General features: G+C 66.9%; 18 protein-coding genes and 1 tRNA gene. 15 read left to right on the top strand and 4 right to left on the bottom strand.

Annotated elements, in window-relative coordinates:
* The first annotated feature begins 365 nt into the window (after nucleotides 1-365).
* Nucleotides 366-1,430: a DNA cytosine methyltransferase gene (locus IIE03_RS19370; protein WP_192864415.1), complete on the top strand. Its 1,065-nt coding sequence runs from the start codon at nucleotides 366-368 to the stop codon at nucleotides 1,428-1,430.
* Nucleotides 1,427-3,517, top strand: a complete 2,091-nt coding sequence (locus tag IIE03_RS19365; RefSeq protein WP_192864414.1) for a BbrUII/HgiDII family restriction enzyme — start codon at nucleotides 1,427-1,429, stop codon at nucleotides 3,515-3,517. The genes IIE03_RS19370 and IIE03_RS19365 overlap by 4 nt, the downstream gene beginning before the upstream one ends.
* Nucleotides 3,518-3,705: 188 nt before the next feature.
* Here IIE03_RS19365 and IIE03_RS19360 read toward each other — a convergent pair whose 3' ends face one another.
* Nucleotides 3,706-4,365 (bottom strand): bifunctional 4-hydroxy-2-oxoglutarate aldolase/2-dehydro-3-deoxy-phosphogluconate aldolase, encoded by a 660-nt coding sequence (locus IIE03_RS19360; RefSeq protein ID WP_192864413.1) that lies wholly within the window; start codon nucleotides 4,363-4,365, stop codon nucleotides 3,706-3,708.
* Nucleotides 4,362-5,159 (bottom strand): GntR family transcriptional regulator, encoded by a 798-nt coding sequence (locus IIE03_RS19355; RefSeq protein ID WP_318843073.1) that lies wholly within the window; start codon nucleotides 5,157-5,159, stop codon nucleotides 4,362-4,364. The genes IIE03_RS19360 and IIE03_RS19355 overlap by 4 nt, the downstream gene beginning before the upstream one ends.
* A gap of 262 nt (nucleotides 5,160-5,421) precedes the next feature.
* On the opposite strand from IIE03_RS19355, the gene IIE03_RS19350 reads away from it, so the two are divergent.
* From IIE03_RS19350 to IIE03_RS19290, 13 genes are all read left to right on the top strand, one after another.
* On the top strand, nucleotides 5,422-5,895 hold the full coding sequence (locus tag IIE03_RS19350) for a plasmid replication, integration and excision activator (protein WP_192864412.1): 474 nt from the start codon (nucleotides 5,422-5,424) through the stop codon (nucleotides 5,893-5,895).
* Between the two features lie 35 nt (nucleotides 5,896-5,930).
* Nucleotides 5,931-6,326, top strand: a complete 396-nt coding sequence (locus tag IIE03_RS19345; protein ID WP_193107591.1) for a hypothetical protein — start codon at nucleotides 5,931-5,933, stop codon at nucleotides 6,324-6,326.
* A complete protein-coding gene (locus IIE03_RS19340) occupies nucleotides 6,323-6,694 on the top strand; it encodes a hypothetical protein (protein ID WP_192864410.1) in 372 nt (123 codons plus the stop codon). The genes IIE03_RS19345 and IIE03_RS19340 overlap by 4 nt, the downstream gene beginning before the upstream one ends.
* 101 nt (nucleotides 6,695-6,795) lie before the next feature.
* Entirely contained in the window at nucleotides 6,796-6,942 is a 147-nt protein-coding gene (locus IIE03_RS19335) for a hypothetical protein (RefSeq protein ID WP_192864409.1), read from the top strand.
* A complete protein-coding gene (locus tag IIE03_RS19330) occupies nucleotides 6,942-7,193 on the top strand; it encodes a hypothetical protein (RefSeq protein WP_192864408.1) in 252 nt (83 codons plus the stop codon). The genes IIE03_RS19335 and IIE03_RS19330 overlap by 1 nt, the downstream gene beginning before the upstream one ends.
* Entirely contained in the window at nucleotides 7,193-7,447 is a 255-nt protein-coding gene (locus tag IIE03_RS19325; protein ID WP_192864407.1) for a hypothetical protein, read from the top strand. The genes IIE03_RS19330 and IIE03_RS19325 overlap by 1 nt, the downstream gene beginning before the upstream one ends.
* Complete coding sequence (locus IIE03_RS26875) at nucleotides 7,444-9,246, top strand: FtsK/SpoIIIE domain-containing protein (protein WP_192864406.1); 1,803 nt, start codon at nucleotides 7,444-7,446, stop codon at nucleotides 9,244-9,246. The genes IIE03_RS19325 and IIE03_RS26875 overlap by 4 nt, the downstream gene beginning before the upstream one ends.
* Nucleotides 9,243-9,956, top strand: a complete 714-nt coding sequence (locus tag IIE03_RS26485) for a DUF2637 domain-containing protein (protein ID WP_192864405.1) — start codon at nucleotides 9,243-9,245, stop codon at nucleotides 9,954-9,956. Before IIE03_RS26875 ends, IIE03_RS26485 begins: the two co-directional genes overlap by 4 nt.
* Nucleotides 9,953-10,222 (top strand): WhiB family transcriptional regulator, encoded by a 270-nt coding sequence (locus IIE03_RS19310; RefSeq protein WP_192864404.1) that lies wholly within the window; start codon nucleotides 9,953-9,955, stop codon nucleotides 10,220-10,222. The genes IIE03_RS26485 and IIE03_RS19310 overlap by 4 nt, the downstream gene beginning before the upstream one ends.
* Nucleotides 10,219-10,905, top strand: coding sequence for a DNA cytosine methyltransferase (locus IIE03_RS19305; protein WP_192864403.1), 687 nt, complete (start codon nucleotides 10,219-10,221; stop codon nucleotides 10,903-10,905). Before IIE03_RS19310 ends, IIE03_RS19305 begins: the two co-directional genes overlap by 4 nt.
* Nucleotides 10,902-12,488 (top strand): replication initiator, encoded by a 1,587-nt coding sequence (locus tag IIE03_RS19300; RefSeq protein ID WP_192864402.1) that lies wholly within the window; start codon nucleotides 10,902-10,904, stop codon nucleotides 12,486-12,488. Before IIE03_RS19305 ends, IIE03_RS19300 begins: the two co-directional genes overlap by 4 nt.
* A gap of 26 nt (nucleotides 12,489-12,514) precedes the next feature.
* A complete protein-coding gene (locus tag IIE03_RS19295) occupies nucleotides 12,515-12,733 on the top strand; it encodes a helix-turn-helix domain-containing protein (protein WP_192864401.1) in 219 nt (72 codons plus the stop codon).
* Nucleotides 12,730-13,923: a site-specific integrase gene (locus IIE03_RS19290; RefSeq protein WP_192864400.1), complete on the top strand. Its 1,194-nt coding sequence runs from the start codon at nucleotides 12,730-12,732 to the stop codon at nucleotides 13,921-13,923. Before IIE03_RS19295 ends, IIE03_RS19290 begins: the two co-directional genes overlap by 4 nt.
* Nucleotides 13,924-14,003: 80 nt before the next feature.
* Here IIE03_RS19290 and IIE03_RS19285 read toward each other — a convergent pair.
* Together IIE03_RS19285 and IIE03_RS26065 are read right to left on the bottom strand one after the other, a co-directional pair.
* Nucleotides 14,004-14,076, bottom strand: a tRNA-Ala gene (locus tag IIE03_RS19285).
* Between the two features lie 32 nt (nucleotides 14,077-14,108).
* On the bottom strand, nucleotides 14,109-14,228 hold the full coding sequence (locus IIE03_RS26065) for a DLW-39 family protein (RefSeq protein WP_318843072.1): 120 nt from the start codon (nucleotides 14,226-14,228) through the stop codon (nucleotides 14,109-14,111).
* Between the last annotated feature and the right edge of the window lie 137 nt (nucleotides 14,229-14,365).

Below are 14,365 nucleotides of genomic sequence, written 5' to 3'. Positions count from 1 at the left end.
CAGGGGCACTGGTGGTCGGCGTGATGACCTTCGCGGCGCTGCTGGTAGCCGGCCTGGGTGAGGTTCGGCGAATCCGTGATCGTGCCGCCAGGCGGAGGCGCGATACTGACAGTGGATGAAGGCGGTCCCGAGGGCGACTCTCAGGGCCGCCTTCGTCATGCTTGGCCGCCGGGTGCGCGGAGGGGTGCGCGCAGGGCGCGAAGCGCCCGGAGCGCGGGCCCCCGTAGCGCGGGCCCCGGCGGTCGCGCGCCGGAGGCGCGCCTTGAGCCAGTAAGGAAACTTCTCACGGGTGAACTGCGCGACACGTTGTGAAGACCGCGTGCTGGACCGTCGACGACCCAGGGAAGACCGGCTAACGTGTGGCTATGCGTCGTACGGACTCCAAGATCGTTGCGATCGACCTCTTCAGTGGCGCGGGGGGCCTCTCATTGGGCCTCCAGCAGGCAGGTGTCCACGTAGCGGCTGGGATCGACCTCGATCCGGCGTGCGAATACCCCTACGAGCACAATCTCGGCTCCGAGTTCAGACAGAAGGACGTGGCCTCGGTGGCTGGCGCCGAGCTGATGGAACTGTGGGGCGATGCCCAATATCGATTGCTTGCTGGATGTGCTCCCTGCCAGCCATTCTCAAGCCATCGACGCGGAGCCGACACAAGCGACGAGACGAGCTGGGACCTCCTGTCACATTTCGCACGCCTGGTCCGGGAGACCAGTCCGCACTTCGTTACCATGGAGAATGTGACACGCCTCAAGTCCATGCAAATTTTTTCAGATTTCGTTGCAGATCTTGAAGAACTCGGATATTTCGTTGAGTACGGCACGCTGTACGGACCGAAGTTTGGACTGCCCCAGGAAAGGCGCCGCCTCGTTCTTGTGGCGTCACGCATACATGAAGTACACCTACCCAATGGGGACTTCGATCGCTCTGAGTTCAAGACAGTGCGTCAGACGATCGAAGGGCTTCGACCGCTTAAGAATGGCGAGTCGGATCCCGACGACCCTCTCCATTCGGCCCGAAGGCTCGCACCAATCAATCTCGCAAGGATGGAAGCGTCCATAGCGGGAGGGACATGGCGAGATTGGCCAGAAGAGTTGCTGGCACCGTGTCACCGAAAGGCGAGCGGGGCAAGTTTCCAGGCTTTCTACGGGCGAATGGTCTGGGATCAGCCGTCACCTACGATTACGACACAGGCATACAACTTTGGAACCGGACGGTTCGGCCACCCCGAACAGCACCGGAGTTTGACCCTTCGCGAAGCAGCAATGCTTCAAGGGTTTCCACACGACTACCAGTTCGTCCGGCCGTCGGAAAAGCCAACCATGAAGGCGGTCGGCAGACTAATCGGGAATGCCGTGCCCCCAGCATTTGGTCGAGCGGTAGGTAAAGTGTTCACGGAATATGTCAAAACTCTTGTCAAGGAGAAGGCGTGACCGATTCAGGGCACCCATTTAAGTTCAGTGTTGATCTTGCGGTGGTCGAGTCATTGGGGATTAACCTATATAGCAACGCGGCTGCGGTTCTCTCAGAACTTGTGGCGAACGCTTGGGACGCTGACGCTAACGAAGTTCGCGTCACGTGGAACGAAACCGGCGATGAAATCATCATCGAGGATGATGGTACCGGTATGACTCGCGGCGAATTGAACTCGCGCTATCTGCTGGTGGCATACAAGAAGCGAGACACCGAAGGCTCGCGGTCCCCCGTTCACGATCGCCCATTTATGGGTCGGAAGGGGATCGGGAAACTCTCCGTATTTTCCCTTGCTGGAGACGTTACTGTCCTCTCAGCGAAAGACGGTGAGAAGAACGGATTCAGGATTCGAGTGAGCGATCTAAAAGACCGGATCGCTCGAAAGGAAGCCTACCACCCGGTCGTGGTTCCCGTTCCTGACGATTTTCCGACTAGAGGTACAAGGATCATCCTGAACGACCTGAATCGGAAGCGTACAGGTGTCTCCGTTACAGCACTGCGCCGCCGTATCGCGCGACGCTTTGACGTACTGGGATACCGGCCGGGTGATCCAGCCCGCTTCACCATACTGGTTGAAGGCAAGCCCGTGACGTTCGACGATCGGGAGGATCTCAAGCGACTTGAGTATATCTGGGAGCTTGGAACTTCTGAACTAAATTCACAGCAGACTCCGAGCGTCAAGCGACGTTGGGTCATGGCGGACAATGTTGTCGATCCGGCGCAGGACTGGAAGATCGAAGGCTGGTTCGGAACCGTCAGAACGCCGCAAGATCTTAATGATTCGCAGGACGCTAGGGAATCTTTGCGGAATATCATCATCCTTGCCAGGAAGCGGCCTATTCAAGAGGGCATTCTGGATCAGCTTGACTTCAACAAGATATTTGGAAACTACGTAACCGGGCAGATTCGAGCAGAGTTCCTAGATATCGACGGTACGGACGATATCGCCACGAGTGACAGGCAGCGGCTCATTGAGGATGACGCCCGTGTCAAGTTGCTGATAAAGCGCCTCCGCGAGATGTTCAATGAAGCTGCTCAACAGTGGTCAGACGAGCGGCCAAAGCAGAAATTCAAGGAACTGACCGACAAATACCCGGCCATCCAGGAGTGGGTTGACTCTCGCCCTGGCCATCAGCGGGATGCGGCGCGGAAGGTGATCGGAACGGTTGCTGCGCTCCAATTGACGAATGAGTCTCAAAGGCCAGCACTATATAGGTCGAGTGTTCTCGCGTTCGAACGCCTGGCCCTAGAGTCTACGCTGGATGATCTGGAGCAATTCGCTTCGGGCATTTCTGCCGAGGAGCTACTCCCGATCCTTGCCACCGCAAAGACATACGAAGACGCACTTTATGTTCAGATCCTCCGATCTAGACTCGATGCAATCGAGAAGTTCGAGGACCTCATGACCACGGATGATCTGGAGAAGGTTCTTCAGAACCATCTCTTCGAGAATATGTGGCTGCTTGATCCGTCATGGGAAGGCGCTACCGGAGATGTTGAGATGGAGAGGTCGCTGCGCCGAATTCGCAGGGAAAGCGGACTCTTCGATGTGAATGAGGAAATCGAGCAAAGGCAGGGCCGAATCGACATCCGGTACCGCTCGGCAGCGGGAGTTCATATGATTGTCGAACTCAAGAGATACGGACGCACGGTCTCCCTTGCTGAACTCAAGGAACAAGGCGAAAAGTACCACGAGGCATTGTCGGAGGTGCTTCGGCGCCAGAATGAACCGACAAGGAATATCAACGTTGTATTCGTAATTGGTCCCGAACCTACGATCAGCTATCTTGGTGACCGAAACGCTGACGACTATATCGCCGATCAGCTGGGTCACATCGGTGGACGAATTCTGCATTACGATAACCTGCTCGCCACTGCTGAAAGGCGCTATAAGGAGTATCGAGACCGTAGCCAGGACTCTACTCGGCTCTCGGAGCTACTTCGAGTGTTGGACGGTCAGCTGGGAACTGAAAGTCCCACGTCGGACGGAGGTAATTCCGATCATGGGGCAGGCATTGACGAGCCTTCCGCGGCTATGACCGATTAGCCGGGTAGCGGCTCTGTCTTTGCTCATAACTTCGGGTTTCAATACCTGATGAGCCAAGCAGGTATGGGGGCAATACTCTGCGGCGGGTATACCAACCTGTGGGCATGAAGCAGGGCCCCGGGAAGGTTCTCCCGAAGCCCTGCGAATGTCCTGCGCGAGTCGCCCGCTGGTCCGAACGGCCCAGACGGCTACGGCGACGCGGTGACCAGTAGCAGCCAGTCGCGGGCGGCGGCTCGGAGCGGGGTGAGGTCGCCGGTTGTGAGGCTGTCGCCGGTGAGGTCCGAGCCGACCCCGAGGGCGACGGCGCCGGCGTTGAGCCATGCGTGGGCGTCGTCGCGGGTGATGGTGCCGGTGGGCATGATCCCGGCGTCGGGTAGCGGTGCGTGGAGTTGTCGGAGGAACTTGGGGGTGTGGGAGCTTGCGGGGAAGAGCTTGACCACCTCAGCTCCCGCCTGGGTGGCGGCGTCTATTTCGGTGGGGGTGAAGACGCCGGGTACGACGGCGATGTCGCGTTGCCGTGCGTAGTCGATGACCGGGATGGACAGGCTCGGTGCCACCAGGAAGTTGGCGCCGGCGTCGAGTGCGCGGCGGGCGTCGGCCACGGTGCGGACGGTGCCGGCACCGATGTGTGCGGCGGAGCCGAGTCGGGCGGCGACGGTGGAGACCACGGACAGGATTTCGGGCCCGGCTATCGGGAATTCCAGGACGCGGACGCCTTCGTCGACGAGCGCTTCAGCACCCGCTGCGAGGTGCTCGGCGTCCGGTCCGCGGAGAATCGCGACGAGTCGTGTGCTGCGGATCGCCTCGGCGGTGCTCTGGCTGGGCGATCCGGTCGAGGGCGCGCTCATGCTTTGCTCCCAATGGCTGCGAGCATCCTTGCGGCCTGGCCCTGGAGTGGTTCGCTCGATGTCGAGTTCTCGATGATGACGTGGTCCGCCGCTGGACGGTAGTCCAGGTCGATGGCGGCGATGTAGTGGTCCCAGTTGGCGAGCTTCCCGGTGTCGCGGGCTGCGCCGCGCCGCTTGAGGTAGGTACGCATGGTGTTGGCGTCGCACTGGACCCATACGAGCGTGAGGCTGACGCCGGCGGCGCGGAGGCGGGTGCTGATGCGGTCGATCCAGGCGGTGTCCTGGAATTCCCGGATGAAGGGCGCTGAGGCCACCACGCCGCGACCGACGTCGGCGTTTTCCTGGATCGTGGAGAGCAGCGCTTCGTACTCGTGCGGGCGGACGTGCTCCAGGTACGTCTCCGACTCCCGGTCGTGCGGCGGCTGCCCGAGTTCTTCGAGAAGCCGCTCGACGACAGGCCGCGTGATGGTGTCCTTGTCAACGATGGCCGAACCGGTCAGGCGCGAGAGCACCCGCGCCAGCTCGGACTTGCCGGAACCGGCGTAGCCGCCGATCAGGAACGTGTGCGGCCGGTTCGCCTCGCGGCTCGCAGACTGCGGCGTGATGCCGCTACGAACGATGCGCCGCGAGCGGGACACGTTCTCGACGAGTCCTTCCTCTGCGAGCTGTTCCATCGCCTTGTTGATCGTCCACACGCTGACGCCCATCTGTTCGGCGAGTGCGCGCGTTGAGGGCAGCGCCTCGCCGTCGCGGAGTCTGCCCGCCTCGATGTCGTTTCTGAGGATGCGCTCCACGCGGTCGAGCTTCTTGCCGCCGACGTCGTCGGCTCGGTACTGCGACATGTGACCTACCTCACATTGAGGGCTCTCAACTGGCTCGTATCGGCCTAACAACTGGTCTGCCACCGATCATGCACCACCCCGGAGTGGGCGGCCAAGCCTCATCCGTTGCAACCAAACAGTTGACAGGTTCGACAAGTCTACTGTTAGGTTTTCTTCCATCAGATCGGTGACCGAGGTCATAGACCCACGTCACCCCGATGCGAAGGAGACAGCCATGGCGATGCAGCGAAGGTTCGCGGTGGAGCACTCGATGGTGTTCCCGGCGGGTGCGCAGATGAAGGGCGGCGTGGAGCCGGTGTCGGACTTCAACGCTCCGGCGCGTGAGGACGGGTCGCGTCCTCAGCAGATCGACAAGGACACGGGGCTGCCGTTGTGGCAGGTCGTGGTGTCGGACATGGACGAGGACGCGAACAAGCGCGACACGGGTGTGGCGGTGAAGATCGCCGCGACCCACCAGCCGGTGCCCCCGGCCGCGATGGACGTCGAGGTGCCGGGCCTGGGGACGGTGCAGGTCCGCTTCATCGAGTTCATCGGGCTCACGGCGATGCCGTACGTGGACGACAACGGCACCCGCCCGCGTATCGCGTGGTCGTTCAAGGCGGTGGGCCTGTGCGCGCCGGGCAAGGCGGCTGAGGCGGAGGCCGACCTGGTCAAGGGTGGCGCGTTCGACACGACGGCGGCTGCCTGATGCCCGGCGGGGACGCGGTCGCCTCGGGGCTGGCGGTGGCTGAGGCTGCCGCCCCCACGGTGGCCGAGCTGCTGACGGTCGCGGCCGATGTGGCGGCGATGGTCGAGGGCCGGGCGGCCTACGTGACGGTCTCGACGCACACGAGCATGGTCGCCGTGCACGTGGACGAGCCGGGCGACGCGGAGCACCTGGCCCGGCTGCTCGGCCTGGGTGAGGTCTCCTACCACGACGCGAACGACCTGGACCGGCCTGGCTGTGTGGTCTGGTCCGGGGGCCGCTGGCCCGGCGTGGAGTTCCGCGTCTTCTGCGCCTCGGCCGCGCTCGCTCGTCCCGTGCGGGCCTTCCCATACCGGGCTGTCGCGTTCGATGAGCCGGTGCCGTTCCTGCTGGGCAAGAACGTGCGCAACCCGCGTAAGGCGGTGGCGGCATGACGCGCGCGGACACGCTTCAGGTGGCGGCCGGGCTGCTCGGGGATGCGGTCGGGAAGCTCGGCCAGGCGCGCGCCTGCTTCGGCGTGGTCGACCTGCCGGGCTCTCAGGCGGAGGCGGAGCGGCTGGTTCGTGAGGTGAGCGAGCTGGAACTGGCCACCTCTCAGGCCGCCGAGACCGCTCGGGCTGCTGAGCCGCCGGTGGTGCGGATCGTCCCGCCGGACGCTCCCGGCCGGATGTACGGCGAGGGCTACGACGGCTCGTGGTTCGACGAGCGCACCGAGGCCGACAAGCGCGCGGTCTTCGACCGCGAACACCGCAACAACAACGACCAGAACAACGCCGGTGACGGCGGGAAGGGGCAGGGCTGATGTTCGGACTGGGACGTAGAGACAAGGTGACCGAGGCGGCCGACRCGGCGGTGCGTGCGCTGGAGGGCGCTTCGGASGCSCTGGCTGCGGCSAAGGACGCGATGGAGGCCGCCGCGCTGCCGGAGTTCCGGGACCTGCGYGACGGSACGCTGCACGCCCGCACGCAGGTSGACGTGCTGTACACGCTCGCGGGCAAGGTCCTGGACCGCCTGGAGGAAGACGAGCGTCGGGGCGGGGGTGAGCGGTGATGGCGACCGAGCAGACGACGCGGGAGACCAACCGCAAGGCGGTCGAGGCGCTGGAGCAGTCCTACCGGCTCGTAGTGGTGGCCACCGATGGGGTCGGCCGGGCACTGCGGGAGATGGAGGACCTGCGCATGGTCACCAGCGTCCACGCGCCGGTTGCCGGTGACCTGTTCCGGGTCCGCAACGGCCTGCTGAGCGTGGCCGACAACCTCGACTGGCGCCTTCGCGCCGAGCGAGACGGGGGTGAGCGGTGATGGCTGGCGACGAGAAGACCACGCGGGAGGTGCACGAGCGCACGGTGGAGACGCTGGAGCAGGCGTTGAAGCTGGTGTATTCCGCCGTGGAGGGTGTGGGGCGCGCGGAAAACATGGTCGAGGACCTGCGCCCGTACACCAGGGCGCACCAGCGGGCGGCGGAGCACCTGACCGCGACGAGGCACCGGCTGCTGGACATGTGGGACGACCTGAACGAGCGGCTGCACGCCGAGCGGGACGGGGACAAGCGGTGAACCCCGTCGACAAGGTGCGCGAGTTCCGGGCCACGGTGAACACCACTGTGGCCCGGGCTCGGGCCCGCCTCCACGCCGCCGCCCTCGGCCGTCCTGGCGTCCTCGGTGTGCTGCTGCGGGTCCTGGTCGCGGTCCTCGGCTTCGTCCTGGGCCGCTCATGGATGCTCGTTCGGGCCACATTCGCGTGGGCGGGCCGACACCTGCCCCTGTCCGTGTTCGGGCTCGTGCTCGCGGGCCTGGTCTGGCTGGGCCTGCAAGCCTCCGGCTGGCCCGGCTCCACCCTCACCGGCCCGGTCATCGTATGGGCGCTGTTCTGGTCCCCCGGCCTCCTGTTCGGCATCTGGGCGGCGATCGCTCCTGGCGCCTACCGGCGTTCGCGCCTGCGGGCCTGGTACGTGCGCCGCTGGCTCACTGGCACCCCCGCGCGCTTTCGCCGCAAGGGCTCCGAAGCTGTCGGCACGGCTGCCGGGCTCGGGGTGCGTCAGCCTGACGGCGGCGTACTCGTGCCGGGCATCAAGGTCCGGTTCGCTCCCGGCGCGGCCGTGCTGCGGCTGAACGTGGTGGTGGGGCAGACGGTGGATGACATCGTGCGTGCCGCCTCCCGTATCGCCACGGCCTACGGCGCCCATGGGCACGAGCTGCGGCCCGTGAAGCCTGGTGTGGTCGACCTGGTGCTGTTCCTCATCGCGCGCTTGGCCCCGCGCACCGCGGTGATGCCGGCCGAACTCGTCGACGCGGCCTCGGTCGGTGTGGTGGCGGCCGGTATCCGTCGTGACGGGCGAAGGCTAGACCTGGTCGTGCGGGGCCGTCACACCCTCGTGGTCGGCGCCACCGGTGCGGGCAAGGGCTCGGTGCTCTGGTCCGTGGCCGGGAACCTCGCTCCGGCCGTGCATGCCGGGTACGTGCGCCTGTGGGGCGTGGACCTCAAGCAGGGCATCGAGGTCGAGACCGGCCGCGCCTTGTTCGGGCAGGTCGCCTACACCGCCGCCGACGCCGTGGCCGTGCTGGAAGCCCTCGTGCAGATCATGAACGAGCGCGGGACCCTCATGCGCGGCGTCTCGCGCAACCACACGCCCACCCCCGACGCACCCCTGCACGTGCTCATCGTCGATGAGCTGGCCGACCTGATGGCCTACTCCGGCTTCGATCACAAGCGCGAGGCCGAACGACTCCTGTCCAAGCTGCTCACCCAGGGCCGCGCCCTCGGCGTCGTCGTCCTCGGGTGCGTGCAGAACCCCCGGCAGGAAGCCCTGGGCGGCACGCGCAACCTGTGGCCCCAGAAGATCGCGCTGCGCCTGGACTCCGAGACCGAAACCGAGATGGTGCTCGGCACCGCCGCGCGCCTGGCACCGGCCCACGACATCCCGGCCGACATCCAACCCGGCGGCATCTCCGGCACCGCCGGGACGGCCTACCTCGTCGCCGAGGACGGCACCCCGACCCTGTGCCGCTTCGACTACTGGCCCGACCAACTCATCCACGCCGTCGCCCAGCGCTACCCGGCACCCACCTATCCCGACACCCCGGCCGCGGCTCCGGTCGCTGACGCGGCCTCGGCATGGCTCGCCGCCGGCGGACGCCTGCCCGCCCTCGACGCTCCGGCCAACCCCGGCCCGAACGACGACGGCCCAGTCAACGACAACCCAGCCAACGACGCCGCCCCGGCATCGGAACAGCCCAAGCGCAAGCGCTCTGCCCGCAAGTCCACCCGCAACCGCCGCCCGGCCGACGCAACCACCCAGGCCGTCGACGGTTCCACGGGAAACCAGACCACACCTGAAAAGGAGACGAACTCATGAACCGCACCATGCCCGGGCCCATGGCCCGAATCGCGGCCGACTCCCGGCCGGTCCTCGTGTTCACCGTCGCCCTCACGGTCGCGGTCGCCCTGGCGTCGTTCGCGCTGTCGTTCGCGTCCCTGCGGGATGCCGCGACCTGGGGCCGCGTGCCGCACGCGCTGGCGTTCCTCGTGCCCGTCGTCATCGATGCGAGCGTCCTCGTGTATGGGCTCGTCGCGCTCGTCCTACGGGCACGCGGCCGGTCCTCGGCCTGGGCGTGGCTGCTGATGTTCTTCTTCACCGTGGTCAGCGTCGGCGCCAACGCGGCACACGCCTACGACGTCGGCCCCGAGGTCCGCGCCCTGGTCGGCGTCGTCCTCGTGGCCCTCGCCCCGCTGTCCGTGCTGACCTCCACGCATGCGCTGGCCTCACTCGTGGTGGCCGACGCCCCGGCCGCTGTCGCCGCGGTGCCTGAGCCGGCACCCGCACCCACCGTCGATGCAACGCCGGCCCCGGCCGCGATCGAACCGCCCGCCGTCGACATCGACGCGCAGCCCGAACCCGCTCCCGTCCCGGAGCCGGCGGCGGTCGCGGATACCCCGGCGTCGGCCGCTCCCGCTCCGGCTGCTCCTGCTCGGGTTGGCCGTCCGGTGCGTGCGGTGGCCCGTCGGGTGGCTCCGGTGCGGCAGGCGACCCTGCCGGGCCTGGACGTCGTGGGGGCCGAAGCATGATCGCCTCGACCGAGGATATGCGAGACGCGGCGTGCGCCCGTCCCGAGAACCGGGATCTGCCCTGGGTCTCTGAGGATGCCTCAATCCGGGAACGGGCCGCGATGGCCCGCGTGTGCGCCACCTGCCCGGCATTCATCCGCTGCGCCGTGGAGGTCGCGACCACGCAGACCACGGCCGGGTTCTGGGCCGGCCACGACCGCACCGAACCCGACCTGCCCGAACAGGACACCCTCCCGGGCCTGGACGTGGTGGCGGTGGCGGCATGAGACGGCCTCGACTGCTGGACCTGTACTGCTGCCAGGGCGGCGCAGCGATGGGCTACCACCGCGCCGGGTTCGACGTCGTAGGCATCGACAGCGAACCGCAGCCGCGGTACCCGTTCGAGTTCGTGCAGGCCGACGCGCTGGACTACGCCAGCCGGTATGCGCACCGGTTCGACGTCGTGCATGCCTCCCCGCCGTGTCACGACCACTCCTCGCTGCGCTCCCGAGCTGGGATGCAGGGCACGGGCTGGCTCCTGGACGCGACGTTGGACCTCCTGCCGACCCTCGTGGACACGTACGTGGTCGAGAACGTCATGGGCGCGCCCATGCGGGCGGACATGGTGCTGTGCGGGGGCATGTTCGGGCTTCGCGTCTACCGGCACCGCAAGTTCCTCATCGCCGGCCCGACCCTGCTCGCCCTCCCGTCCCACCCGTCCCACCGGGTGCGCACCTCGACCAAGAAGCGGCGCACCGACTGGGACGCCGGCCTGAACATCTCCGTGACCGGGGACATCGGCACCAGCATCGGCGGGCCCGCGATGGGCATCGACTGGATGACCGGCCCCGGCCTGTCCCAGGCCATCCCGCCGGCCTACACCCAGTTCATCGGCACACAGCTCGCCGAACACCTCACCGCCACCACCCACGCCGGCACCGCGGCGGCCTCTCGGGGAGCGGCGGCATGAACACCCTCGACCTCGACGCCGGGTCGCGGTCCGGGTTCCCTGGGTTCGGGCCGGATGCGCCCCTGGACCTGGGGAACCTGACCGACGCGGAAGTCGGTTCCCTGATCGGCCGGCTACGCAATCGCACCTCCGGCGCGTTCGCGGATGTGGCGGCGTCGGTCGGGTACTGCTCCCACCCGGTGCGCCTGGCCGGGTCCTCGATGACGATCGACCGGGCTACCGGTGAGGTGCTGTCGGAGTACCGGTCTGCGGATGCGCCGCTGGGGGAGCTGTACCGGGCATGCGGGAACCGGCGCGCGGACGTGTGCCCCGCCTGCTCCCGCGTCTACGCCCGTGACACCTTCGAGATGATCCGCGCCGGCGCCGTGGGCGGCAAAACCGTCCCCGAGACCGTGACGGCGAACCCGCTGGTGTTCGCGACCTTGACCGCGCCCGGCGTCGGGCACGTGCACGGCATCCGCACCAAGAAGGACGGCACCCCCGCACCCTGCCTGCCCCGAGGACGGGCCAAGTACTGCCCGCACGGCCGGCCGGTCTCCTGCTGGCGCAAGCACGGACCCGAGGACAAGCACCTCGGGGAGCCGTTGTGCTTCGACTGCTACGACTGGAACACCGCCGTGGTCTGGCAGTGGTGGGCCCCGGAGCTGTGGCGGCGCTTCACCATCACCCTGCGCCGACACCTCGCCTCCGTGCTCGGTGTGCCCGAGTCTCGGCTGCGGGAACGGGCCGCGCTCGAGTTCGCCAAGGTCGCCGAGTTCCAGGCACGCGGCCTCGTCCACTTCCACGCCCTCATCCGCCTCGACGGACCCAACACCGCTCCGGTCGGCGCCCGCCTGGCCGACGCCGGGAACGCTGCCCCGCTGGACGGGGAAGCGCTCAAAGCCGCAGTCGAACACGCCATCGGTGCCGTCTCCTTCGAGGCACCTCCGGTCGACGGTGCAGACGTGCCGCGCCTGCTGTCCTTCGGGGAACAGCAGGAAGTGCGGACCGTGCGCACCGGCCTACCGGACACCAACGACGACGGCGGGAAGCTGAGCCCGGAGCAGGTCGCCGGGTACCTGGCGAAGTACTCCACCAAGTCAACCGGCATCGACCCCGCCGCGCCACGCCCTCACCTGGTCCGTATGGCTCAGACGGCGCGCTACCTGGCCGAACGGGCGGCCACGGCCTGCCGGACCCTGGACGGACCCGACCCGGAGGACGATGAGGGCTGCTGGTGCGGCACGTGCGCCGACTCGCCCTACCGGCTGCTCGCGAAGTGGGCGCGCATGCTCGGCTTCCGCGGACACTTCTCCTCCAAGTCGCGAGCCTACTCCGTCACCCTCGGCAAGCTCCGCAACGCACGGGCCCGCTACGCGCGCCTCCGCGCCGATGCCGAACGCCGCGGCGTACCCCTGGACGTGGCCGACCTCGAACGCCGGCTACTCGCGGACGAGGACGAAGAAACCACCCTCGTCGTCGGCGAATGGACCTTCCGCGCCGCCGGATGGGGCTCACCCGGCGACAAAGCCCTCGCCGACGCCGCAGCCGCACGCGCCCGCGAATACGCCCAATGGCAGGCAGACCAGCGCACGTCTCGATGACTGACCAGCAGTGAAGGGATGAGGACATGACCAGCAAGAACAACACGAACAAGGCCACGGCCGCGAACGTCGTCCCGGTGCTGTACCGGGTCGAGGATGCCGCCCGGGCTCTGAGCCTGTCGCGGCGCACGGTGTATGACCTCATCCGCTGCGGGGCGCTCCGCACGGTCAAGGTCGGCGCTCGTCGCCTCGTGCCGGTGTCGGCCGTGGTCGAGTACGCGAACGGTCTGGAGGCGGCGGCGTGAGCGAGAACGAGAAGCCGCGCCGGGCACGTGGTGAGGGTGGCCTGCGGTGGCAGGCGTCCAAGAACCTGTGGATCGCTGAGAAGACCGTGGGTTACCGGGCTGACAACGGCAAGCGGATCGTGAAGACCGGTACGGGCAAGACGCGGACGGCGGCCAGCAACTCGCTCAGGGAGAAGATCCGCGAGTACGAGGCTGGCCTGCTGGCGGACTCCCGGCGGGTGACCGTCGCACAAGTCTGCAAAGACTGGCTCGATCACGGTCGTGGTGACGTCGGTCCGAAGACGAAGGAGGGCAACGAGGACAACTACCTCAACCACATTGAGCCGCATCTCGGCAAGCGAAAGCTCGCTGACCTGCGGCATGACGAAGTCGATGACTGGCTTGAGAAGCTCGCGCCCAACCTTTCGACGTCGTCACTCAAGCAGGTGCGCTCGGTGCTCAAGCGGTCCATCGACCGCGCAATCAAGCGCGGCCTCGCGGAGCGGAATGTGGTGGACCTGTGCGTGGCCCCCAAGGGGCGCGATGGTCGGCGCTCGAAGTCGCTCACCCTGGAGCAGGCTTCGGCGGTCCTCGCGAACACGAAGGATCACAAGATGCACGCGTACATCGTGGTCGGCCTGCTGACCGGGGTCCGCGTCGAAGAGCAACGCGTGTTGACCTGGGATCGGGTTCAGCTCGACACGGTCGGCGGGCAGCCTCCCCACATCGAGGTGTGGCGAGCGGACCGGCTCGGCGGAGACACCAAGACTCCCAAGTCTCGCCGGACTCTCGGTATCTCGGGCTACGCCGCGACGGTGCTCCGCAAGCACCGCGACGACCAGGACGAGGCCCGGCGTCGTGCGGGGGAGCGGTGGAAGGAAGCGAACCTCGTCTTCCCGTCCGAGGTCGGCACTGTGCAGGACGCGCACAACGTGCTGCGGATGTTCCGGGATGCCCTTCGCCTCGTGCCGGGCATCGACCCAGAGGACTGGGTCACCCGCGAGCTGCGGCCGTCGTTCGTCTCGATCCTGTCCCGTCACGGGCTGCCCATCGAGGAAATCTCGCGGCTCATGGGTCATTCCGGAACCGCCGTGACCGAGCTGGTCTACCGCCACGAGCTGCGGCCAGTCCTGGAGACGGGCGCGACGGTCATGGATGACGTGTTCGGCCACCTGGACGGCGGGAAGAGCGGCGACGATGAAGCGGCCTAGTCAGGACGTTCGTCAGGATCGCGGCCCCGAGACGACGAATCCCACCGGGCCGATTCGGTATCGTGCCTGGTGGGAGTGGGTGGAGCCAAGGGGACTCGAACCCCTAACCCCCTGCTTGCAAAGCAGGTGCGCTACCAATTGCGCCATGGCCCCGAACGAGACGCCTGATCGGCGCCCCGCACATACTACTCGACGGTGTCGGTGACCTCCGACCAGAGGTCACGGCCCTCGGCGTCCTCGTTGAGCTTGCGCCACAGGATGTACCCGGCGCCGGCAGCCAGAATCAGGACGAGCAACTTCTTCACGAGTTCCTCCGTGGTCAGTGAACGCCGGACCGATGTCTCCGGTCCTCGTGCGTTCCACAATCCCACATTCCCGGCGACAACGACCAGTCGGAGCGGAGCAGGATCGACCCACGCACCAGGTGGCGGGCCCGGGGCCA

This window comes from Myceligenerans pegani (assembly GCF_014892515.1).
Lineage (GTDB): Bacteria > Actinomycetota > Actinomycetes > Actinomycetales > Cellulomonadaceae > Myceligenerans > Myceligenerans pegani.
Note: the sequence above shows the minus strand (reverse complement) of the source record. Positions and strands in the feature narration are given on the sequence as shown.